Origin of the sequence: Desulfosporosinus meridiei DSM 13257 (assembly GCF_000231385.2) — a bacterium.
Classification (GTDB): Bacteria; Bacillota; Desulfitobacteriia; order Desulfitobacteriales; family Desulfitobacteriaceae; genus Desulfosporosinus; species Desulfosporosinus meridiei.
Genome location: NC_018515.1, coordinates 142,501 through 166,669, shown reverse-complemented (window position 1 = coordinate 166,669; position 24,169 = coordinate 142,501). Strand labels below are relative to the sequence as shown.

Sequence of the window (24,169 nt, the reverse complement as noted above, 5' to 3'; positions counted from 1 at the left end):
AAAGACAAAGACGACGGCCTCGAAATAGTCCAAGGCCATAATTATGTCCGACATCGCATATGTAGAGATAGTCCGTAGTGTCGCGGTCGGCGTTGTCCTACTCCAACCCTTACTCAGATTACAGTTTCTAACAACATTTTGACACTCAAATATTATACAATAACTATATTCCGAGCTGTCGGTTAAAACCAACAGCTTGGAATATTTTAGATAATTTTTGGTATTACGTATATTTGCGAAAAATTTCTTGCCGGATTTTAGGGGAGCTCACAGTCGAATTCGAAGGTCCAGGATGAACCGGCTTTTGATAAGGTAACTTTACTTTTTGTAGCAAGCATCTTGTCTCCGTTTTCATAAATATAGTTAAAGCCGTAGTATATATCGTAAGTGTTGGTGGAAAGGTTGGTCGTATCATTATACTGTAAAGGTATAACCATATTACTTTGGTATCCGTACTCTAAGGCTTCAAGAGAACGATTAGACATAGCTATTGTACTATCATATGAATTCCATCCGCCTTTAGCTCTAGTAATTTTCCACCTGTTAATTTCTCCTGAATAGTTTTCTGTAAAATAATAGATAGTTCCATAAGCTCTGACTCCTCCAGTTTTATCCCAATCAGGAGTTTCTTCATAATTCCCACTCCCCATAGTACTAAAACTCTCATCACTTTCCCCTGTCAGATTTTTTTCGTTAACATCCGCAAAATAAGTCAATGCATATGAATTTTTAACTTTTCCATCCTTATAATTTTCTGATTCAATTAACTGCACTGTTTTTAAAGTATTTAATGGTACCTGTTCAGATGTATTAAGGTTTTTAATAATTGACTTATTGGCATCTTTCATGGGAACATCAGATATTCCTTTTGCTGCTTTATCAAACAATTTGTGTAAATCTTTTTCCTCTTTAAATACTTTCTTCGAGATAACCGTATTAGTTAGTTCGTCATTTGTTTGTTTAGCTTGCGCATTAACTGTACTTGTGGTAAATAGAAGTGCAATCACCGCTAAAGAACATATTTTGGCTAATACCTTTTTCATACTTTTTCCTCCTTAATAATTTTCTCCCTGGACATTAGCGACTACGACTTAAAATATAGTTACTCTCAGATCCTCCTCTCTATCAGATTCCCCCATTCTCTATATAGAGATCTAGAACATGGTAAAAGGTTACATCATATGTGATTTTTTTTTATTTAGGAGGTTTATGTAATGATGCCTTGAATTATCTATATAGGAAGGTGGAGTAAATAATGGACTTATATGGTGAAAAAATAGATATATTTGAAATTCTGGTTAAGCAAAATTATGAAAAAGTATATAAAACTATATACTTCTACACCAAAGATAAATACATATCGGAAGACGCCGTACAGCAGGCGTTTGTAATAGCCTATAGTAAACTAAATCAATTAAATTCTAAGGATAACTTCGCGTCATGGGTTACTTCGATTGCCCTGAATGAGGCGAAACATATGTTAAAGAATAACTACCACAAAAAGATTACACCAATGACAGATTTTCACAAAGAAACTCTTTTATATAGTGAAGAAGACGATATTGTACTTAAAGAAGATATAAATAATACCTTAACTAAGTTAAAGCATAAAGATAATCAAATCTTAGTTCTAAAGTATTATGCCGACTTAACCTTACAGCAAATATCTGATTTATTAGGTATAAACCTATCAAATACTAAAGTTAGATTACATAGGGCAAAGGAAGCTTTTAGAAAACTAATAAATCAAGATATTGACCTAAATGAGGAGGTGGAGCTTCAATGGCCTTATCAGAAAAAGAACTTGAGCGAATAATAAAAAGTCAAATGTCCAAAGAATTAGATGCCGCCACTGAGGTTCCAAATATAGATGATCAGTGGCAGAAGATAAAGCAGCAGATATTAGAAACAAAAAGTATCCCAACAAGAGAAAAACTTTTCTCAAACCGAAAAAGAGTCATTGTTGCGGCAATAATCCTCATTTCAATCGGTTCAATAAACTTCCTATACCCACATAATGCAAATGCCTTAGGGGGGAAGATAGGTGAGTTTTTTAACTATATAGTCGGTAAAACCACACATAATAAAATCAGAACCTATAAACAAGACAATCAGCCTGGTACTCCGAAAGTACAGGATATAGGGGATATTACCGAAAAGGAAGCTACTTTAGAAGAAGCCCAAGCGTCTGTTCCTTTTAAGTTAGCCACTCCGAGTTACCTCCCCCATGAAGCTAATATAAGGAGAGTTATCCTTGCTTCCCAAGGGAAAGATGTTTGTCAAATTACTATTGAATACAATCTAAAAGAAAACGTAATTGTATTTAGCCAACAAATCAGTGCTAATGGAATTTCACATGGAACACTGTATGATACGGATGATACTGTTACTAAGGATCTGTCAGTCAACGGTAGCCCTGCTACCTTATTTATGAGTAAGAACGGTATTAATACTCTCAATTGGCAAACAAGGGGCCTGCTGCTTCAGATTAAGGGAAAGATAAATGAAGAAGAAATTTGTAAGATTGCTAACTCTATTAGATAAAATGAAAAGAATAAGCCTTGGCGTTATTGATATAGAGGAAATGCAAGGCTTATTCTTTTAGTTATTGAATATATATAGAATCCGAGTAAGACTGACCGCCCTCGTTCATACCACCATCCAATGATGAGTGTTGGGCAACTACTCTATAATTGTATCCTCTCGATACTCCAATTGCCTTTCCCCCATAAACATAATCTGTGCTGTATTTATTGTAACTATAATTACTTAACGTGGTCCATTTTCCTTCAGAATAACACTGTAGACTCAATTTTAGTCCAATTTCATCGACTGCATAGTAGGTTGAGGTTGACCCAGTAATCTTTATTGTACCATCCCCGTTGTCTACAATACTGCATTGGCCGTCTGAGATAGTTTGGAAGGCGGCGGGACGTATAACTCCGCTTGAGCTGGGTTTGGACGCTGTAGCACCTAATGCTACTTGGGTACCTAATAACATGATCACGGTTAAAAGTATGGGTATCAGTTTTTTCATTAGACATTTCCCCTTTCTATTATAATATAGAGTAAAAAAAGAGGGTAAAAGGTTACAACTATTTAAAAAATTGAGGTAGGCAAATATAATTTTTTTAATTATCGATAGAGCCCAGATGTAATATTTTTACTGCAAATTGGCAATGTAATACGTGTGTAAGAAGCTGTAGAGGTGGTTGATTTATAGATGGTTCTTCGGATTTTGTGCGGAAAAGCTGTTCGATTTTAGCAGCGATACTTTTAATCATAACCAATGCCCAGTTTGTTCGTAGTTCATATTTTCCTTGAACAGACGTAAAAAGATGTCCCTTCCCGGCAAAATGAGGGAAGGGACTTAATGTATTCTTAGGGGGAATCCCAGGTAAATCATTAAGTTGATCTTATATCATCCCACTGACACTTATTGTGTGTAAGCAAGGCGTGATCCTCTTTCCCTATTCAGGATCATGGTCTTCATCTTTAATGGCCAGGACTTTGAGCCCCGGTACGGGCTCTTCATTCATGAATTCGGATTCTCCCTCCTGCTGTGCTTTTAAAAGAATATCCATGGCATCTGCAACTTTTGCCGCAAGCTGAAAATACATTTTTCTATAATCCAACATCCTAATCTACCCCCTATTTCAAGCAGCGGCAAGGCCCCGGGTCATGACCCGGTCCTGCCGTCTGCTTTTATAGGGGAAATTAAAAAGCGCATGCGAGGTTTTTTTTACCCTACACATGCGCTATGCTTCGTTTTTTGCTGAATCCTAAATACCTGAGCCCATCAACCGGAAGCAAACCGGCTGTGAACAGAAAAGCGGTTCGCATAACCGGTACACGAACAGTTCCTTTCCGCTGTCTGGGTCAGGAATAGGCTGATCTCCTGCTGCGTGAAGCCGCACAGTCTGCTCCCTGGCGACGCTTATTATACTCGCTTCACCTACAGCACAGGCACCTTGCTTGTGCATAAACGGGCAGCATTGTATAATAAAAATGTCGTCGTGGACAGTCTGTTACGTGTAGGTGCCGTTTCACCTGCGCGTGCCTGGAAGTGCGCTAACACTTTCAGGTCACGGCGACTTTTTAATTTCCACCTATTTCTAATTATAGCTTTTTTGAGGGGGATTGCAAGGTATGGGAGAGGGGTCGGGGGAAAAAGCGTCTTGCCTGCTTAGACGTCAAAGTAATTCAGAACGGGAAGTTCGACCTGAATTTTCTGGTGATACTCGTAATCAAGTTTTTCTCCATATGTACAAGTAAAGGTTGGATAATCCTCCAACCTTTACTTGATAATAAGTGTACTAAAATTACTTGCTAACGTATTTAGCTAGTGTTCTTTGCACGTCATAAATATTCTTATCCTTTTTAAATTCCTTCGAGATTGGCTCATGTGTCCCAGAAATCCAAACTTTCAGCTCAGCATCCAAATCAAAATGACCCGCTGATTCAATACTGAAATGAGTAATACTTTTGTATGGTATAGAGTGATACTCAACCTTCTTACCAGTGACCCCCTGTTTATCCACTAATATCAAACGCTTATCGGTGAAAACTAGAAGGTCCCTAATAAGTTTGAATGCCTTCTGGATTTGTTCTGCCTCCATAAGGATCATCTCAAGTTCTTTTTCTATTGCTTGAGCGTCAACCTCTGATGCGTTGCCTAATAATCCACTTAATAAACCCAACTCTACTCCCCCTTTTGAAATATACACAACCATTTCGCGAATAATTTAACGATTCCTGCATGCTCCCCACTTATTATTTAAGCGCCTTTAAGCTACTTGAGATTCGAAAGCCAGTCAAGTAATGCTACATCTTTGTTCCAATCAGGAAGATTGCTATCTATCAAATCTGGATAGGCATTTTCAATAGCTTTGCGTTTCAACTCAGTATCACACTTTGCATAAATTTTGGTAGTTTTGATATTGTTCTTGTGTATTGACTAATAACCTGGGTTTTAATAATGCCGCACAATGCGGAGATATCTTCCATATGCATTTGCTCTGAGATCGTACTATTGAAAAGAATCTGACATGCAGATGGTATACCCTCTTCGCCTTCCCAGAAATAGAGAAGTATAGGGATTCTTGGAGCAAAGAAGCCTTTAACAGCAATATCGGCTTTGGCGGGTAGTAAGGTGAACCCCGCTTCGGCTAAACTATGGCTCAATACCTCTTTGTTACAGCTAGAAAAAAAATCACCTAAAGTATCGATGACATTTCTTTTAATGCTAGGGTAGAACACATTCCCGTGAGGTAAATCGCGATAAGATACCCATTGATCGGAGAAGGGAATGTTCTTAGAGTAAGACAAATAATTAAGAAGAAGTAATCTATTATCGGAGTAGGGGCTATTCGAATCCTGACCGATTATTTCTCCCTCGGGATAGGAAATTTCGATTATTTCGCCAAAGCTCTCGATTATAAAGCGACCATTTAAGTATTTGCAAAGCGATCCTTCTGCAATAGTTTGTGGCGTTAACTTACGTAGATTCTCTCTACTTTTAATAAATGCGGGTGTATACCCACCTTCATCAAAGTTATTAGTCATAGAATAATCCGACCTCCATCCATTCTGAATTAATTTAATATTTATAATTTAATAACAACATCCAATATTCTTGCTCTTGACTACATAATCCTTCTATATTAGAGGAATCTTTTTGCTTTGAGCGAGGAAAACGACAAGGGGCAGTCATTCTGTCTCAGTGATGTATTACAAGGGGTACGGTTCGTGGACACCGGTCTCCTGCTGAATCCTACTGAAAGACTGGTTATTAGGCGGTAACATTTTTGCAATGATAGAACTCTCGTGTGAACCGGCACGTCTGTATCTCCAGAGAAATGACATTCACACATAAGCTAACGGGACGGCCGAAGCTTCGGGAGCCTCAGTTAAGAAGCTGCATATTCCTTCTTAACTTCATTTTGCAGTCTTTAAAATTGAACTGAATCTACTTAACGGACAGGTTCTACCCATAGCATATGATTCCCCCGCTGAAGGCGACAGCCGGCACGAGCATGTCCCAGAACGCGACACGTTGTCGCGTTCTGGGACATGCTCGATTTCCCCATTTTTTTAACCTGCTGTAGCCTCCAGGATAAATTACTGCTTATATATTTTCACACTTAAATTACTCATCCCACTGACGAGTTTCGGTCGAACTTCCCGTTCTGATTACTTTGACGTCTAAGCAGGCAAGACGCTTGTTTCTTTCAATGTCCAGTGTGCTCATAATCTGTAAGTACACTTTTTCAACACTCGATGATAGATTGGCGTATCTTCGGCAACCGCAGACACAGCCTCAAGTTTTCCTTCACGAATCATTTTTTCTATACGGAGTGCGACCCAGGAATCACTAATTCCAAGTTGATATTTACCAAGCACCCGCCCGATAACCTTTGCCTCCTGAAATTCCTCACCTTCTGCAGCGATTTCACGAAAGATAAAGTCATCATAAAGGGTTTCCGGCGCACTGATCAACTGTCCATTCAGCGTGGCCCGCAAAGGTGCGTTCTCCCTTTGAAGCTCTTGCCAATGAGATGCACAGCTTTGTTCAAATACCGGTAACACAGGCTTTTGCAAAGCAAGATACCGATGCCATTCTTCGGGAGCAACTTCACCCCAGCCGCTTTTCCGCACGATATTTCCCTTTTCGTCGGCTTCCCATTCCGGAAGCTTGACAATAGCAATCTGTTTGCAAGGCACTTTCCACTGATTCAACTGCCCTATGAACCAATAGAGTCCACACATTTCATCGGGCTGATTGCTGTACCAGATTCGAAGGGATTCTCCCTCTGCTGCGCGTTCCTGAACCCTTTTCAGATCTGCTTTTACCCTTTTAAATATTTTCTGAGCCGCCTGATGACCCTCGTCATTCGGATAAACGCTGTATAAGTGTTCCAAAGTCTGCTTCCGCCTGATACCGGGCTGATTCTCGGAAATATCTCCGACGCTTAGCATTAAGTTTAATCCATAGATGTCTGCTGTCTTTCCACCTAAGGGGACAGCACTCTCCCATGCTAAGCGTGCCTTTTCCTCTGCTTCTCGTCGGACAGCTTCAACTTCCTCTTTGGTTGGCTTGCTTCCATCCGCATGACTAATACCAACGCCAATACATCCACCTTGATATTTCCCCTCGCCATAGTGCTGTGCTACTTTAAGACTTCCACAGGCACTATCGCTAAATACTATTTCAATCATATTCTCCTCCTCTCATATCCATATTTGCTTATATATCGATTGTCCTTGAATAATTCTGGGTAACTTCGCATTTTTAGCCTACCAGTATATGGATAATGCGAAGGTCAGTTTATAAGAAGAATTACTAAACACAGTAAAAATATTGCAACCATTGTTATCATCAGAAGTCGAGCGTTGTTTTCTTATAAAATTTTGATGGCTAACAACGACGGGCTTGCTCAAAATAATTACTTACCCGATGTCATGAACAATCTTTAAGGTGATGTTCAAATTCCATACAACTCGTTGAAGATCATATAATTGTCAATTTCCAGAAAGTCAGTTACAAATGATGAATAACCTGATCCAATTATTATAGATAAACCAGTAACAGAATCTTTTATGATGTTTCCATAGTTTAGAAAGTAACCAAAACAATCTAATTCGTCAGCATTAGTTGGATAAACAAATCCATAAAACTCTGAACGCCTATCCAAATACTCGATAAATTTAGCTGTATTATAAGATAAGGTACATTTATTCAGTAATATTTCAAATGAATTTATATCAATAACGAGCGGTAAATTAATATATTTTGTTTGTGTAATTGAAATTTGCAATTCCGTCCCTAATGTATGATATTTTTCAAGAGTTACTACGATACTCTGAAATTTATCAAAATTAAAATTAGATAAATCTAAAACTACATTTCGTTTCTCTTTTTTATCACTATCATAAAACTTCATTTTGCCATTATCGAAATTTTTAACAATTCTCTCAGATTGATCATATGCCTTTTGAATCGTCTTTTTGAAATTTTGAACAAGTCGCGTATGTGCTTTTCTTTCATCGAAGAAAGGCTCAGCAAACCTCGTAGCCTTGCATTCCACTGAAATAATATATTCCTGGTGTAATATAATAAAATCGTTTTCAGCACCATACTCATCGTAAACCTTATAGAATACATTATTTTTTCCAAATACATATTCTAATAATAATTGTGTTCTTTTTTCAAGATAAATTCCTTTATTATGATCATTAAACTCTTTACTACTTAAAATAAATTCATAAATACTATTCAAAACATTAAAGTTTCTCATAAAAACTATAGAATTATTATTTCTTAAACCAAAATATTGTGGATAGAGCTTGTTAACTTCTGTTGGATAAATAACTTTATTTGTTTTTATAGTATTTGAAATATTCAAGAAAATCTTATCAATAATATCTAAATCATATATTTTATATTTTTTAAATATTTTTTTAATCATATTAATAGGAATTTGATAATATATGGATGATGAACCTTCGAAATTAAGTGTATTATTGATATTTTTCCATTTTAAATAATTGGCATATGGGCTTGATTTAAAATTTTTATTCCATGCTCTTTCAAAATTAATTAACAAAAATAGGGTATGAATCAACCTAACAACATACTCATCATTCTTAAGGTTATATATTTTTCCTAAAATTTCTCGATTCGTAAAGAAAAAGTTAAAATATTGACGAATAGAAATAGTAGGAAAATCAAAATGATAACTTATATAAGATTTATGAAAACTGTCTTGTCTACTGAAATCTACAATATTTGTATAGCATTTTGACAACTCATCCAATAAATTTGAATATTGTTCAAATAGCTGATCAATATTATCTATTTTTTTATGTCCACTAGATGCCTTTGTAACATAAATAAATGGTACATTTCTCGTCAATTTTGGTGATACCATGTAACCAGATGATTTAGCAGCTTCTGAATTAAGTTTAATATTTGTGTATGCAAATAATTTCATTACTTCACTATATTCATATTCACACAATAGTCCAATAATCTTTTCTATCGTTTTCTCAACGGAATAATTCTCTTTATTTATTATTACATCAATATTCATAATGCCCCCGCTCTATTTTTTTAGAATTTAAATTTGCCTAACGACTTATTCCTGACCCTATTTCTGGAATCCTTCTTTTTCTAGACGCATTATGTTCGGCAAACTATAAGGGTCAAACCTACATAAGGCCTGACCCAAATTGGATACCCCCCAGTTTCGAGGATTATCCTATTAATTCTTAAGACAGTTTTATTGGAACTTCCAATTATTAGCCTAATTACTATTATAAAATCAATTGAACTTCGAATCTGAAGATTCTTGAACTACTTGTGCGAGCCGCGTCAGGACGGGGGCGGCTTCGCATGATGGAGCGCGTCCCCATAGAATGACTAGAATTGTAACTGCTATGATATTACTGGAAGGCCAACAATGTATGGGGCAAGACCGTTTTCGTATCTTCTCATAAATTTGGTAAAATTTTTAACAAATTGTTCATCTTTTTCTGCTTCTGCTAGCCATGTTTCTGCACCTGCTAGAATGTCTTCACAGAAAACTCTAACATCAATATTTAATGCATCATTTAACACATTGCAATGAAAGATATTCCCCCCTGATGCAGAAGGCTCAATAAAGATGTACCTTCCATAAGTATTTTTTGGATGTTGCGAACTTCCTTGGTGTAATAATGAACATCTAAAGAAATAGCAGTCTTCCCCATCTAAAAATCCCTCATACTTCTCTCCAACATACTTATCAAACCACTTTTTATACTTTTCTCCTGATGCTTGTCCATTTGCTGAGCTGAGTGCACCACATATATCTGGTAAAGCTAGTGCACCATAAAGTGACAAGTAGTAAAGATTAGACCTAATGCCTAAGCGTGTCTGATTAATCAAATCTCTCACAAAGAATCTCCCCTTTCTTAATTTACCTAAAAGGAATACATGCATCGCGCTCTGTCATATAACGGACGGTTGTTCTCGGCGCGTCCTAACCGCTTGCATCATCCTCTAGTGCTGAGAACATTGAAGTTAAGTGAAGTTAGTCGCCCCAAAATTCAGAGCTGCCATGGACGGCAGTCCATGAATATTCCTTATATCACTTCAGTAGATAGAATAGACAAATCTATATGAGGAATACCATTTCCAACTTCTAGTTTACGGTCGCATGCCAATATAAAGCGACCACCTAAAGGAGTTAGTCCTATTAACTCACTTTGCATTGTTCCAATTGGAGGGTTTCCAAACATTAGTGCTGGTTCATTTTCAAAAACTCTTAAGATTAGACCTAACCTCTCCAAATTACTTAAAACCCCCACCAAATCTGCTCTTACACAATTAGATTTATCAACTAGAATATGTAATTCGACACCATAATACTGGTAAATTCCCATTTTCATTATTGGACGACTATTCCTACTTATAGAATCTAACACTAAACTTTCAATTGGGCTTAATGAGGATAATATACTGATATACGAAGGACTAAAACTTTTATCAACAACTGCACTTGCAATTAAATTGGCCCATTTGTCAATAAGTGTATCATCTTCTTCAAGAGAACACTTCTCAATCAATGGAACTAAATTTCGTAGTTCTATATGTACATTATCAACTCCCATAGATTCCAAAATCACTTTGGCTTTCTGCATGGCTCTTACTGACTTCATAAATCTTAAATAGCGAACCTTATCTGCTATATACTCTCCCGCTCCTTTTGTTCCCGGTGAAAGAAACTCATAGATTAACTGTCTTAACTCTTTTGTAACAGAATCAACAGATTCTGCTACCTTTCCTAGTCCCGTTAAATCATTCATCCAAAATATCCTCCTTAATGAATAAACATAAGCCACGCATGGACGCGTGGCATCCTGCGACTAATTTCACTTAATGATGTATTACCGACACCTGTCGCAGATCCCTCCAATTCCATAGGGTGTACGATACATGTCGGTAATAATCCTAGCCGAAAACTGGTTGTTAACATTGAGGAACTAAATGTAAATCACTTTGCAAACGACTGCTTTAGGGTAGCGGGCCGGAGGTTTAGACTCTCTAATGTCCTTTTTAATTGATCTCTCAACTTCACATTATAGACATTCGCGTCCTTATCGGTACTTCTGCTAATTAGCCTTAGCAGGAGTTTTTGTCATCAGTCATTAATTCTTAGCTTTGAACATCGCAAATCTTTTATGTTATGTGAAGCTGTTCCCTTATAAGACAGGCACAAGTATTTTCCCTTTATAAGCTTTTACATTATCTAAATTGGGTTATGGCCCTGTTCCAATACTAATGATCTTCCATGGAGAATCTTTTTCCTTTTTAGCTACATAAATAAACCTAACCTGTTTTCCGTTGTCAGACGTCATTACCTTTTTATACTCTGCAACATATTTGGCTGTAACCTGGACCTCATCAAAATTCTTCCCGTGAAGTTTGATTGGAGCTGCAACACTGACTTTTATGTCGGTTAACTTCTTGATATTTGTGAAGTCTGAATCGGGGTAGTTTACATACTGCTGAACAATTTCATCAGACAAGCAATTTTTAGCCGTCGAATAATCACCAGTAGCAATACTATTGTAATAAGTTTCGACTATTTGGGTGGGGGTGGGGGTCAAGTTCGATAAATCTGTTTTCTTTACCGAATTAGTATTGGATCCGCAACCCGAAATTAACACTATAACCGCTAAAACTAACCCCAGTATTTCTTTCACTTTAATACCTCCCCGATAGAACAGTTTCACATAACGTCTTTTTCTCGACAAGGTGTCGTAAGTACTCGTGATTACAGATGTGTTTACGACATCTCTATCGTAAATATTAATTTAGATGAATGATCACTAATAGAAAAATTACGTTGTTAAAAATGAACTAAAATACATAATATGTTTCATTAATTCTAACTTCGCCTAATAGACAAAATTGCTACAGAGATAATAAAAAAAAGCCAATAACCGTAATATTTCAGTTATTGGCTAAGATGCGTTTTGGTTAGTCTAGATAATTATTAATTTTTCAAAGAGGTCAATATCAGCTGTCCAATAGTGACAAACTTTATTATCAGCAATCACCACTCTTACCCACACTTCGAATATCCACAATGGGTACACACTACACAACCGCTCTCATGATTAATCGACATTCCACACTCTGGGCAAGCATTTCCCGGAGCCACGCTAGCACGAGCTTTTTTAACAGCAGCTTTCTCTGGGGCAGGATTTCCCTGTCCTGCTGCAACATTCGTCTTTTCAGGCGCAGGTACTTGTTCATGCGTTCCAAGCTTGACCGTACTAAAGTTAATCCCCACATCACTATACTTTCTAATAACTCGGGCAATGGCATCAGGGCAGGATGTAACATTAACCCCTTCCCGTCTCATGCAGGCCGGGCAGCGAATCCCTTTAATCTGCTCGGTAATTGCATCGACAGACAGACCTGACCGTAAGGTTATCGAGATCAAACGAGCAGTAGCCTCGGATTGGGACGAGCAACCACCTGCCCGACCGGTATTCGTAAACACTTCACAAATCCCTTTTTCATCGGCATTAACACTTACATAGAGGTTTCCGCAACCGATTTTTATCTTTTCTGTTACCCCTATGGTTGTTGTCGGTCTGGGGCGGGGAACCACTGTATTCACCTCAGGGACAAAGGGTTTCTTCGGTGCAGAAAGCTGTTCTGAAGCCTGCAGATCTTTAACCGCAGTGGTCTTGTCCTCCGAGGATTGTGCTGAGCTGGTACCCGTAGAAAGCACTTGCTCTTCACGACTGCCATCGCGGTAAACTGTTAACCCTTTACAGTTAAGTTCATCGGCCAGTCGATAGGCTTCAGCTATTTCTTCCTGGGTGGCTGAATTAGCAAAGTTAATGGTTTTGGAGACTGCATTGTCCGTATATTTCTGGAAGGCCGCCTGAATTCGAATGTGCCATTCAGGGGCAATCTCTTGGGCTGTGGTAAAGACCTCCTGTACCCAGTTAGGAACCTCAGGCAGACCCAGGACTGTTCCCCTGTCTGCAATCTTTCGCATTAGTTCTTCCGAATAGAAACCATATTCTTTAGCGAATCCCTCAAAGAGAGGATTCACTTCCACCAGTGCAGTTCCATCCATTACGGTTTTGGTATAAGCCACGGCAAACAAAGGCTCTACCCCACTTGAAGCAGCACAAATCATGGAAATTGTTCCTGTAGGAGCAATCGTTGTCAGGGTAGCATTCCTCAACTTCATGAACCCATCATAAATTGAACCTTCATAGTTCGGGAAGGTTCCCCGTTCTTCAGCCAAGCGCTGGGACTCAATACGAGCTTCAGTTTGAATGAAATTCATAACCTTTTCAGCATATTCCACCGCTTCTTCAGTTGCATATGAAGTTTGAAGCAGGATAAGCATGTCTGCAAATCCCATGACGCCCAGGCCGATTTTACGATTCCCTTTTACCACTTTATCAATTATCTCCAAAGGATACTGATTGGCGTCGATCACGTTATCCAGGAAGCGAACCGACAGTCGAGTTACCTGACTTAAACGCTCCCAATTGATCACCATTTTTCCCTCTTTTTCAGTGACCATCAGCTTCAGGTTAATCGAGCCTAAGTTGCAGGCCTCATTGGGCAGCAGGGGTTGCTCACCGCAAGGATTGGTTGCTTCGATTTTTCCGAGTAAGGGTGTAGGATTTCCTTGGTTCAAGCGATCTAAGAAAACAACACCGGGTTCTCCATTTTTCCAAGCATGTTCTACAATTTTATTAAAGATTTCCGGAGCAGACAGTTGTCCAACTGGATTTCCTGTATGAGGATCCATCAAATCATAAGGACGCCCTTCCCGGACGGCGGACATAAACTCTTCTGTTACCCCAACAGAAATATTAAAGTTGGTAATTTCCTTGTTGTCTTCTTTACACTGGATGAAATCTACAATATCAGGATGGTCGACGCGCAGAATTCCCATATTGGCTCCCCGTCGCGTGCCACCCTGCTTAACTGCTTCTGTTGCTGAATTAAACACTTTCATAAAAGAAATCGGGCCGGAGGCTACTCCACCGGTTGAACGAACCATGCTGTTTTTAGGACGTAAACGAGAAAAGCTGAAACCGGTTCCACCACCGGATTTATGAATTATGGCAGCATTTTTAATAGCATCAAATATTTCTTCCATGCTGTCTTCAACGGGTAAGACAAAGCAGGCACTTAGCTGACCCAGGTCTCGCCCGGCATTCATCAGGGTCGGTGAGTTGGGCATAAACTCTAGGTTGGCCATCATTGTATAAAATTCTTTGGCTAAGGACTGAACCTCTTCTTTGCCTTTGCCATACATTTCTTCTTCAATACGAGCGACTACACTAGCCACCCGAAAAATCATATCTTCGGCAGATTCTACTACTTGTCCATTTTCTTGTTTTAAATATCGCTTTGCCAATACAACTCGTGCATTCGGCGTTAAATTAGCCTTCGGCCATTTTTTTGGTGCTTGTCCTTCGAAACTCAACTTAAAATCCCCAACTTTCCTTATCACTACTTAGGCTGATCTCTCTTATTGATAGATCCCCTTTTTTCAATGAGTTCATGTAACTCTTCCATAAATCGTTGGATGTCTTGAAACTGTCGATAAACAGACGCAAAACGTATGTAGGCGACTTCATCCATGTTAAATAACTGTTCCAAAACCGCTTCCCCTACTTCGGAACTTGATACTTCCCGCTCATGGCAATTGCGTAACTTCTTCTCAATGGCGTAGGCAGCTTCTTCAATTTCCTCGATAGAAATCGGTCTTTTTTCACAAGCTCTGAGCATACCGGCCATCATTTTTGAGCGGGAAAATCCTTCACGTCGACCTTCTTTTTTCACAACGACAAGTGGAGAGTCCTCGAACTTTTCAAATGTGGTGAACCGACGCATACATCGTTCACATTCCCTGCGTCTCCGAACCGCCGTCCCTTCTTCAACTTGACGTGAATCCTGAACCTTCGTGTCCTCGTATCCGCAGAATGGACAGTGCATAGCACCACCCCCAATATATAGTACTTATATAATTTAATCACACTATATGTTGTGTGTCAACCTGTCCGATTAGACGGCTCGTCTTAGAACTTTTTCTCTGAAACCAGGTATTTTCCGTAGATTTAGTCAAAAAACCAGTATTTCTTTAGCAAAAAGGGCAAAATAAGTTTGTAGATAAATAGTTCTAATAGTATTAGAAGGAGTGATTATTACCGTGATTAAAAAATTTCCGGAAAGAGAAGCCAATCCAAGTACTAAGCCAATTCCCTCCCGCCCTGAGGATCAGCCAAGTATGGATTCCAGAGATGGGCATGGGCTTTCAAAAGAGGAAGCGTTACGATCCAAGAAGTAACTTCACACTTCTTCAAGCACCTTTGAGTTATTTTTAAAACTCATCTTCTCATATTTAACATCTATATTTAAACCCGTTCTTTAACTGGAACAATCATTCTTAAGCCAAATACTATACCATAAATTTTCAAAAATGACGTGCAAGTGTTACAATCTTGCACGTCATTTTTTCTATTCATATTTGTGTGTGCAGTTAAACCTTAACGTTCCCTAGAAGCTAAGGGGAGATTAGCAAACCTCAGGAGTTGTCAGCCTGTCGATTATTTTAAGCATATATTCAGCCAGCCATCAGGTCTAATTCAGAAAGTAACTATATACTACAAATCAGGCACAGCGGTATTTGCTGAAAGGGCCTAAGTAATTAGGAGGGATGCAAATGGCTATAACGACGTTTAAGCGATATGAAATGAAATTCATGCTGGATCAGGCACAGTTGGATACTCTTATCCCACTTTTGCTGGAATACATGGTTCCTGATGCCCATTGCCAAGAGGGGAAAGAGTACAACATTTATAATATTTATTACGATACACATGACAGTAATCTCATTCGGCATTCTCTGTCCAAACCCTATTATAAGGAAAAGCTTCGCTTAAGAAGCTATACTATTCCAACCTCATTTAACGACCAGGTATTTTTAGAGCTCAAAAAGAAAATCGGTGGTATCGTCAACAAGAGACGTGTTGTCTTAACTTTAAAAGATGCCTATGATTTTGTTCGGCTAGGTAAATGCCCAGTTTCCTCTCCAAAGCTTAATAAGCAGGTCGCTAGCGAAATTGAATATTTTTTAAGTCGCAATCAGGTAAGTCCGGCAGCTTACATTAGTTATAAGCGGCTAGCTTACTTTGGAAAAGATGATAAAGACTTTCGAGTGACTTTTGACTACAACGTCTGCTCCAGACGAGATGACTTATTTCTCGAACTACCCAGTTATGGAACCCCCTTATTAGAAAAAGGGCAGTATTTAATGGAAGTCAAACTCTCCGGCGCCGTACCTATTTGGCTATCCCGTACTTTATCCGGTCTCAGACTATATAAGACTAACTTCTCAAAATACGGCAAAGAGTACGAGAATTATTGCACCCTTGTTAACCCAAGCCTTTGTGCTAATTATTAATAGTTGGAAGGAGCTTCAATGCTATGTTCGAAACCTTACTATCCTCCTCAGCGGGAGATTCTCTTACCCTAACAAACTCACTAGCTGTTTTGTGTTCAGCACTCCTCCTGGGTCTATTCACCAGCTTAGTTTATATCCACACCCACAAAAAGCAAGGCTATTCTGCCGGATTTACAGTAACCATGATTATGTTGCCTGCTATTATTTCCATCATTATTTTATTGATTGGGAATAACGTGGCCAGAGCCTTCAGTTTAGCGGGAGCCTTTAGCCTTATTCGTTTTAGAAGTGCCCCCGGTGAACCTAAAGATATTGCTTATGTGCTATTTACTCTAGCCATAGGTTTGGCCTGTGGGATGGGTTATATTGTCTACGCAGCCATGTTTGCCTTCATTCTCTGTTTGGTCATGGTAATCCTTTATTACACAGATTTTGCAAATCCCAAAGCCAATGCCATGCAATTAAAAATTGTTGTGCCAGAAAATCTAAACTTTCAAGGATTATTCGATGACATTCTCAATCAATATACGGATTCTTGGGTTATGAATCGAGTTAAAACTAAAGACTTTGGAACTCTTTTTGAAGTTGTCTATAACATCAACTTAAAACAGGCCATTAATCAAAAGTCATTCCTTGATGAATTGAGATGCCGTAATGGTAATCTGAACATCGCCTTAACCTGTCATCAATTAGACGATAAAATCTACGCTTAAAGGAGTTCATTATGAAAAAACCACTTAGTATTGTTCTAGCCCTGGCCCTTTTAGTAACCGGCCTTGCGGGATGTGCTTCCACGAAAGAAAGCTCTGCCGTTGAAACGGTCAGCCCTACCTCGGCAATCAATCCGGTTTCTGTAACTTATGCTGATGACGATTTTTATTTCGACTGGAAAAATAGCAGCTATAAAACTATCGATTTAAACGGCAGCTCGGCAACAGTTAACGGAGAGGGTCTGGACGTCCAAGGTTCAATTGTTACTATCTCCAAATCCGGCGTCTATGAAATCACCGGCTCTTTGACCAATGGGAGTATTGTTGTGGATGTAAACAGAGATACCGATGATGGAACTGTATTTCTTGTATTAAATGGGGCAGCAATCCAAAGTCAAACAAGCGCTCCAATCTACGTTAAGAACGCTAAGAAAGCGGTTATTCTCTTGGAAAATGACACAGATAATTCTGTTGCCGGCGGAAGCGAGTACGTAGTGAATGAGGATGGCGAACCCTCCGCGGCAATCTTTAGTAAGTCCGATCTTACAATCACCGGAAGCGGCAAATTAGCAGTTACCGCTGACTATAATGATGGAATTACCAGTAAGGATGACTTGAAAATAACTGATGGATCTTTGACTGTAACCTCCAAGGCTGACGGAATTGTCGGCAGGGACAGTGTAGGTGTTAAAAATGGGACCTTTGCTATAACCGCTGGCAAAGACGGAATTCGCTCTACCAATGAAACTGATGAAGATAAAGGAAATGTAGTCGTCGAAAACGGACAGTTTACTATTGCTGCGGCAAATGATGGGATGCAAGCAGCAAGACTTGTGCAGATTGATGCTGGCACATTCCAGCTAACCTCCGGCGGTGGTTATCCGGGTAAAAGTATAAACAGCAGCAATGACTTTGGTGCTCCTCCCGATCAAAAGGCCAACACCTCCACTACAGATAGTGTCCAGGACGAGGAAAGCAAAAAAGGTTTAAAAGCCGGTCAAGGCATTCTCCTAAATGGCGGCAATATCAGTGTCTCATCCTATGAGGATTCATTACACAGCAATAACGACTTAATTATCAACGGTGGGATTCTGACCTTACAAAGTGGTGATGATGGTCTGCATGCTGATAACAATCTACAAATAACTGCTGGTGAAATCACTATCAAGAACTCCTATGAGAGTTTGGAGAGCTCAAATATCACAGTAAATGGTGGAAAGATTAACGCGACCTCTACAGATGACGGAATCAACGTCAATAGCAAGACTGGGGTTTTGACTATCACCGGTGGCGAAGTCACCTTAAACGCCAACGGAGACGGATTAGATTCTAATGGCAGTGTAAACATGACCGGGGGTACTGTCTACGTAGATGGTCCAACAGGTAATGGCAATGGTTCTCTTGATTATGACGGTAATTTTGCCATAAGTGGCGGAACTCTCGTGGCATCCGGCAGTTCTGGAATGGCACAAGCTCCAAACACCAATACTCAACCTTCAATCCTGATGTATTACACCTCCGCGCAAGCTGCCGGAACCCCAATAACCCTCAAAGATAAAGATGGAAGTACTGTTGTAGCCTATATTCCTTTAAAGCAATATAGCTCTGTGGCAATATCCTCTCCCAAATTAACGGTAGGCTCAACCTATACCCTCTATAGTGGTGACCATCAAATTGTTGAGGTTACACTTTCAGATTCTCTAACTTATCTAACAGAATCAGGTGTAACTACTAAACCCCAAAACGCCGGCCCCGGTGGTGGCAAAGGATTCGGCGGCGCAGGCAACATGCCCCCTCGTGAGGACGGAATGCCTCCTAATGATAGTGGAATGCCTCCCAGTGACAAACTTCCTCAGTGATATCCTCAAGTACCAGTAAGAGAACGGTCATGACTATCTTTATGGTCATGACCGTTCTCAGTTATCGTAACTTTAAGGCTAATTTCGGCTTTACCAAGGTTCAATAAGATTCACCATTGTAAATGAATACCTAAAGTCCTTTGCCTCTTAGCTCGTATATACGAATCTATCAAATAATCCTGATAGTAAAGCAATTAAGAGAAGCTATTTATATGCTTACGGCAATTTCTCCCTGAGCTGTCACCTCTGCCATTTCCTTTTCTCGCATTTTTTCTCTTTCTTCTTCCACTAAAAAGCGGCGCAAAACTTTACCAACAGCTGTCTTCGGTAGACTTTCACGAAATTCAATGGCTTTCGGAATTTTAAAGACTGCAAGCTTACTCTTACAATAGTTTAAAATTTCCTCCTCTGTTACACTTAATCCTTCTTTAATAACAATATAGGCTTTAACCATTTCTCCCCAATAGGGATTAGTAATTCCGGCGCACACAGCTTCTCTTACAGCCGGGTGAGTATAGAGTACTTCTTCTACATCGCGAGGATAGACATTATAACCTCCCGTAATAATCATATCCTTTTTCCGATCAACAATATAGAAAAAGCCGTCTTCATCTTTATAGGCAATATCTCCTGTATATAGCCACCCATCTCTTAATACATCCGTTGTTTCATCCGGTCTTTGCCAATACCCTAACATAACTTGATTACCCTTAACCACCAATTCTCCAATTTCTCTCGGGGGAAGCTCTTGCTCGCCTGTCTCTAAGTCCATAATTTTGGAATCAGTATTAGGTGCCGGAACCCCGATTGAGCCAACCCTTGAATTAAAAATCGGATTCAAGTGTGTTGCAGGTGCTGCCTCGGATAATCCATAGGCTTCAACTAACCTGCCACCCGTTAATTCCCCAAATCGAATTGCTACTTCTTTAGGCAGCGGTGCTGACCCACTTAGACAGCAGCGAATAGACGAAACCTTATATTCCTTGATTCGCGGATGATTTATTACGGCTACATACATAGTGGGAGCTCCCGGAAAAAACGTAGGTCCATAGTCATTAATGTGTTGAAGGACAATATCAATATCAAACTTCGGTACGATAATCATTACCCCTCCGGATAATACTGAAAAATTCATACATGCTGTTAAGGCGTATATATGAAATAGTGGAAGAACCGTTAAGACTCTTTCCTTTCCCTCTTGTCCATCAATCCATTCCCAGGCTTGTAAAGCATTAGCTACTAGGTTATGATGTGTTAACATAACTCCCTTTGCTGTTCCTGTTGTTCCACCTGTATACTGTAAAACTGCCAGATCCTCAGTTTCACCCACCCAGGGTAGAGACTCTAATTCATCCCAGCAGGGATCTGAAAGTTGTTTCTCTATGTCTTCATATAATGGATTATCTGCTAATCCTAAGCCCCCTAAGCCATGGAAAGCTTTTAGGAAGTCTAAGGCTATTAGTTCTAATCCCACTTCCTCTTGTATCTTCATAATACGCGGCAAGAGTTGGGGAATGGAGATTATACCCATAGCGCCGGAGTCCTGCAATAAAGCTTTTAATTCACTTTCGACATAAAGGGGGTTAGTCTGAACAACTATTGCCCCTAGTCTTTGGATTGCAAAGAACGAGATAACCCAATTGGCGCTATTAGGCATATATATAGAAATTCTATCTCCCTTTTTTACCCCTCTCTGCTTTAGCATTTTAGCCATGCGTTCAATGAATATATCCATATCTGCGTAGGTAGTGGTCTTTCCTCCAAATATTAATGCCGGATTATCCGGGAATTTCAACTTTGTTTGCTTAAACATCCCCATCAAAGTAAGTTCAGGAATTTCTAACCGTTTTCGAACATTAGGCTCATAAAAACGAAACCAAGATCTCTCTACGATAGACTCTTCCATGTCTGTCTCCCCCTTCTTGAATGCGGATTCATTTGTTTTACATATTCTAGCACATCGCTCCATTCATTTATATATATTATTTTAATATTCTGTATTTTTATATTATTCAAAATATTAATTGCCGTGATCTATATTTCCCTTCATTAAATAAAATGCAGTAGGAATTTGAGTTGGTTTACATCAACTTTTAGTCTTAAACCTAAAGATATAAAAGCCAGGGGAAGACCATCTCGTTAGAAATGGTCTTCCCCTGGCTTACCTGGCGATACAAAAGCGGACGAGCTTTTCGCCACACTGCGTCCCGAGACGCATTCTCCTGCAGTGTGGATCTCGAACCGGTGGAATCTCGGCTCCCCAAATTCGCCCACGTGGGCGAATTTAAGACACTCCAGATGAGGTGGAAGGATGACATATAAAGAAAGACCACCTCATTCAGAGATGGTCTTTCTTTGTGTGTTACCTGGCGATGACCTACTTTCCCAGGGGCTATGCCCCAAGTATCATCGGCCCTGGAGGTCTTAACTTCCGTGTTCGGTATGGGAACGGGTGGAACCCCTCCGGCATAATCACCAGATGTCTGAGATATCGCTTTCTTTCGATTGCTGTTCTCTCAAAACTGCACAGAGTCTATCTAGTATTGTCTAAGAATTTGAGCCACTCACCTAGCGTCTCGATTTAGGTCAAGCCCTCGACCGATTAGTACCAGTCAGCTCCACACGTCACCGTGCTTCCACACCTGGCCTATCAACCTGATCATCTTTCAGGGGTCTTACCAGCTTTCGCTGTGGGAAATCTCATCTTGAGGTCGGTTTCGCGCTTAGATGCTTTCAGCGCTTATCCGCTCCGAATATAGCTACCCAGCTATGCCTCTGGCGAGACAACTGGTACACCAGGGATTCGTCCATCCCGGTCCTCTCGTACTAGGGACAGATCCTCTCAAATTTCCTGCGCCTGCGACGGATAGGGACCGAACTGTCTCACGACGTTCTGAACCCAGCTCACGTACCGCTTTAATGGGCGAACAGCCCAACCCTTGGGACCTACTACAGCCCCAGGATGCGATGAGCCGACATCGAGGTGCCAAACCTCCCCGTCGATATGGACTCTTGGGGGAGATAAGCCTGTTATCCCCAGGGTAGCTTTTATCCGTTGAGCGATGGCCCTTCCACTCGGTACCACCGGATCACTAAGCCCGACTTTCGTCCCTGCTCGACTTGTAGGTCTCGCAGTCAAGCTCCCTTTTGCCTTTACACTCTTCGCGCGATTTCCAACCGCGCTGAGGGAACCTTTGGGCGCCTCCGTTACTCTTTAGGAGGCGACCGCCCCAGTCAAACTGCCCACCTGATACTGTCCTAATCCCCGATTCAGGGGACCTAGTTAGAATTTCAGTACAAAAAGAGTGGTATCCCACCGTTGACTCCACCAAGGCTGGCGCCCTAGCTTCTTAGTCTCCCACCTATCCTGTACATTTTATACCAAAATCCAATGTCAAGCTACAGTAAAGCTCCATGGGGTCTTTCTGTCCTGTCGCAGGTAACCCGCATCTTCACGGGTATTACAATTTCGCCGAGTCCCTCGTTGAGACAGTGTCCAGATCGTTACACCTTTCGTGCGGGTCAGAACTTACCTGACAAGGAATTTCGCTACCTTAGGACCGTTATAGTTACGGCCGCCGTTTACTGGGGCTTCAATTCAAAGCTTCGGGTTGCCCCTAACCTCTCCTCTTAACCTTCCAGCACCGGGCAGGTGTCAGCCCCTATACATCTCCTTTCGGATTAGCAGGGACCTGTGTTTTTGTTAAACAGTCGCCTGGACCATTTCTCTGCGGCTCTTATTGCCAAGAGCGCCCCTTCTCCCGAAGTTACGGGGCTATTTTGCCGAGTTCCTTAACGAGGGTTTTCTCGCGCGCCTTAGGATTCTCACCCCATCTACCTGTGTCGGTTTACGGTACGGGCACCTAGTCACTCACTAGAGGTTTTTCTTGACAGCTTGGAGTCGGTTACTTCGCTACTAATTTTCGCTCCCCATCACGTCTCAGAGTCTCGCAGGGCGGATTTGCCTACCCTACCTCCTACTCGCTTGGGCCAACTCAACCAACGGTTGGCTTAACCTATCCTTCTGTGTCACCCCATTGCTCAAACATTTCTAGGTGGTACTGGAATCTCAACCAGTTGTCCATCACCTACGCCTTTCGGCCTCGGCTTAGGTCCCGACTTACCCTGGGCGGACGAGCCTTCCCCAGGAATCCTTAGATTTTCGGCGGGAAGGATTCTCACCTTCCTTTTCGCATACTCATACCGGCATTCTCACTTCTATCCACTCCACCAGACCTTACAGTCTGACTTCTCGGCTGATAGAACGCTCCCCTACCCCTGCAAGTATTCTTGCAAGCCATAGCTTCGGTGATACACTTGAGCCCCGTTACATTTTCGGCGCAGAACCACTCGACCAGTGAGCTATTACGCACTCTTTAAATGGTGGCTGCTTCTGAGCCAACATCCTGGTTGTCTGTGCAATTCCACATCCTTTCCCACTTAGTGTATACTTGGGGACCTTAGCTGATGGTCTGGGCTGTTTCCCTTTCGACTATGAAGCTTATCCCCCACAGTCTGACTCCCAATCTAAATCTGATGGCATTCGGAGTTTGATAAGGTTCGGTAACCTGGTAAGGCCCCTAGCCTATTCAGTGCTCTACCGCCATCGATCATCAATTGAGGCTAGCCCTAAAGCTATTTCGGGGAGAACCAGCTATCTCCGTGTTCGATTGGCATTTCACCCCTACCCACAGCTCATCCCCTGCCTTTTCAACGACAGTGAGTTCGGGCCTCCAGTGGGTTTTACCCCACCTTCACCCTGGCCATGGGTAGATCACACGGTTTCGGGTCTACAGCATGTAACTTGCGCCCTCTTCAGACTCGCTTTCGCTTCGGCTCCGGCTTCTCACCTTAACCTTGCTACATACCGTAACTCGCCGGTTCATTCTACAAAAGGCACGCTACTACACATAACTGTGCTGTAACTGCTTGTAAGCGTACGGTTTCAGGTTCTTTTTCACTCCTCTTCCGAGGTGCTTTTCACCTTTCCCTCACGGTACTGGTTCGCTATCGGTCGCTAAGTAGTATTTAGCCTTGGGAGGTGGTCCTCCCTGCTTCCCACGGGGTTTCACGTGTCCCGCGGTACTCAGGATTCCCTCACAGA

The 24,169-nt window shown here is 40.8% G+C and carries 20 protein-coding genes and 2 rRNA genes (1 of these 22 cut by a window edge); 7 read left to right on the top strand and 15 right to left on the bottom strand.

Annotation, left to right across the window (positions count from 1 at the left end):
* Positions 1–257: 257 nt before the first annotated feature.
* Positions 258–1,043: a hypothetical protein gene (locus DESMER_RS00830; protein WP_014901168.1), complete on the bottom strand. Its 786-nt coding sequence runs from the start codon at positions 1,041–1,043 to the stop codon at positions 258–260.
* A gap of 212 nt (positions 1,044–1,255) precedes the next feature.
* Here DESMER_RS00830 and DESMER_RS00825 point away from each other — a divergent pair, with 212 nt between their 5' ends.
* Positions 1,256–1,816: an RNA polymerase sigma factor gene (locus DESMER_RS00825; protein ID WP_014901167.1), complete on the top strand. Its 561-nt coding sequence runs from the start codon at positions 1,256–1,258 to the stop codon at positions 1,814–1,816.
* A complete protein-coding gene (locus tag DESMER_RS00820) occupies positions 1,783–2,544 on the top strand; it encodes a DUF4367 domain-containing protein (protein WP_014901166.1) in 762 nt (253 codons plus the stop codon). The genes DESMER_RS00825 and DESMER_RS00820 overlap by 34 nt, the downstream gene beginning before the upstream one ends.
* 61 nt (positions 2,545–2,605) lie before the next feature.
* Here the strand turns inward: DESMER_RS00820 and DESMER_RS00815 are convergent, their stop codons facing one another.
* Both DESMER_RS00815 and DESMER_RS23885 read right to left on the bottom strand, forming a co-directional pair.
* The gene (locus tag DESMER_RS00815) at positions 2,606–3,037 is read right to left on the bottom strand and encodes a hypothetical protein (protein WP_014901165.1); all 432 of its coding nucleotides are present in this window, start codon (positions 3,035–3,037) and stop codon (positions 2,606–2,608) included.
* Positions 3,038–3,470: 433 nt separating this feature from the next.
* Entirely contained in the window at positions 3,471–3,638 is a 168-nt protein-coding gene (locus tag DESMER_RS23885) for a hypothetical protein (RefSeq protein WP_014901164.1), read from the bottom strand.
* A gap of 511 nt (positions 3,639–4,149) precedes the next feature.
* On the opposite strand from DESMER_RS23885, the gene DESMER_RS24605 reads away from it, so the two are divergent.
* Positions 4,150–4,275 (top strand): hypothetical protein, encoded by a 126-nt coding sequence (locus DESMER_RS24605; RefSeq protein ID WP_014901163.1) that lies wholly within the window; start codon positions 4,150–4,152, stop codon positions 4,273–4,275.
* Between the two features lie 47 nt (positions 4,276–4,322).
* Here DESMER_RS24605 and DESMER_RS00810 read toward each other — a convergent pair whose 3' ends face one another.
* The 9 genes from DESMER_RS00810 to nrdR all read right to left on the bottom strand — a co-directional run bounded on the left by DESMER_RS00810 (position 4,323) and on the right by nrdR (position 15,028).
* Positions 4,323–4,700: a PH domain-containing protein gene (locus DESMER_RS00810; protein ID WP_014901162.1), complete on the bottom strand. Its 378-nt coding sequence runs from the start codon at positions 4,698–4,700 to the stop codon at positions 4,323–4,325.
* Positions 4,701–4,896: 196 nt separating this feature from the next.
* Entirely contained in the window at positions 4,897–5,565 is a 669-nt protein-coding gene (locus tag DESMER_RS00805) for a DUF3786 domain-containing protein (protein WP_014901161.1), read from the bottom strand.
* Between the two features lie 681 nt (positions 5,566–6,246).
* On the bottom strand, positions 6,247–7,218 hold the full coding sequence (locus tag DESMER_RS00800; RefSeq protein ID WP_014901160.1) for a DUF3658 domain-containing protein: 972 nt from the start codon (positions 7,216–7,218) through the stop codon (positions 6,247–6,249).
* A 266-nt stretch (positions 7,219–7,484) separates the two neighbouring features.
* Positions 7,485–9,092: a hypothetical protein gene (locus DESMER_RS00795; RefSeq protein WP_014901159.1), complete on the bottom strand. Its 1,608-nt coding sequence runs from the start codon at positions 9,090–9,092 to the stop codon at positions 7,485–7,487.
* A gap of 344 nt (positions 9,093–9,436) precedes the next feature.
* Positions 9,437–9,937 (bottom strand): hypothetical protein, encoded by a 501-nt coding sequence (locus tag DESMER_RS00790; protein ID WP_014901158.1) that lies wholly within the window; start codon positions 9,935–9,937, stop codon positions 9,437–9,439.
* 188 nt (positions 9,938–10,125) lie between these two features.
* Positions 10,126–10,848, bottom strand: a complete 723-nt coding sequence (locus DESMER_RS00785; RefSeq protein ID WP_014901157.1) for an Abi-alpha family protein — start codon at positions 10,846–10,848, stop codon at positions 10,126–10,128.
* 453 nt (positions 10,849–11,301) lie between these two features.
* Entirely contained in the window at positions 11,302–11,748 is a 447-nt protein-coding gene (locus tag DESMER_RS00780) for a DUF4829 domain-containing protein (RefSeq protein ID WP_042333231.1), read from the bottom strand.
* Positions 11,749–12,110: 362 nt separating this feature from the next.
* On the bottom strand, positions 12,111–14,516 hold the full coding sequence (locus tag DESMER_RS00775; RefSeq protein ID WP_042334154.1) for a vitamin B12-dependent ribonucleotide reductase: 2,406 nt from the start codon (positions 14,514–14,516) through the stop codon (positions 12,111–12,113).
* A 26-nt stretch (positions 14,517–14,542) separates the two neighbouring features.
* Positions 14,543–15,028 carry a transcriptional regulator NrdR gene (gene nrdR, locus DESMER_RS00770; protein WP_014901155.1) on the bottom strand — a complete coding sequence of 162 codons (486 nt, stop codon included), beginning with the start codon at positions 15,026–15,028 and terminating at the stop codon, positions 14,543–14,545.
* A gap of 214 nt (positions 15,029–15,242) precedes the next feature.
* Between nrdR and DESMER_RS23880 the strand changes: the two genes are divergently transcribed.
* From DESMER_RS23880 to DESMER_RS00755, 4 genes are all read left to right on the top strand, one after another.
* Entirely contained in the window at positions 15,243–15,380 is a 138-nt protein-coding gene (locus DESMER_RS23880) for a hypothetical protein (RefSeq protein WP_169315531.1), read from the top strand.
* Between the two features lie 375 nt (positions 15,381–15,755).
* Entirely contained in the window at positions 15,756–16,496 is a 741-nt protein-coding gene (locus DESMER_RS00765; RefSeq protein ID WP_014901154.1) for a polyphosphate polymerase domain-containing protein, read from the top strand.
* Between the two features lie 23 nt (positions 16,497–16,519).
* Positions 16,520–17,209: a DUF4956 domain-containing protein gene (locus tag DESMER_RS00760; protein WP_014901153.1), complete on the top strand. Its 690-nt coding sequence runs from the start codon at positions 16,520–16,522 to the stop codon at positions 17,207–17,209.
* 11 nt (positions 17,210–17,220) lie between these two features.
* Positions 17,221–19,065 carry a carbohydrate-binding domain-containing protein gene (locus DESMER_RS00755; protein ID WP_014901152.1) on the top strand — a complete coding sequence of 615 codons (1,845 nt, stop codon included), beginning with the start codon at positions 17,221–17,223 and terminating at the stop codon, positions 19,063–19,065.
* A gap of 208 nt (positions 19,066–19,273) precedes the next feature.
* On the opposite strand, the gene DESMER_RS00750 is transcribed toward DESMER_RS00755, so the two are convergent.
* The 3 genes from DESMER_RS00750 to DESMER_RS00740 form a co-directional block, all read right to left on the bottom strand.
* Positions 19,274–20,971: a long-chain-fatty-acid--CoA ligase gene (locus tag DESMER_RS00750; RefSeq protein ID WP_014901151.1), complete on the bottom strand. Its 1,698-nt coding sequence runs from the start codon at positions 20,969–20,971 to the stop codon at positions 19,274–19,276.
* Between the two features lie 458 nt (positions 20,972–21,429).
* Positions 21,430–21,545: ribosomal RNA gene (gene rrf / locus DESMER_RS00745) — 5S ribosomal RNA — on the bottom strand.
* A 102-nt stretch (positions 21,546–21,647) separates the two neighbouring features.
* A 23S ribosomal RNA gene (locus tag DESMER_RS00740) occupies positions 21,648–24,169 on the bottom strand; it runs 390 nt beyond the window's last position.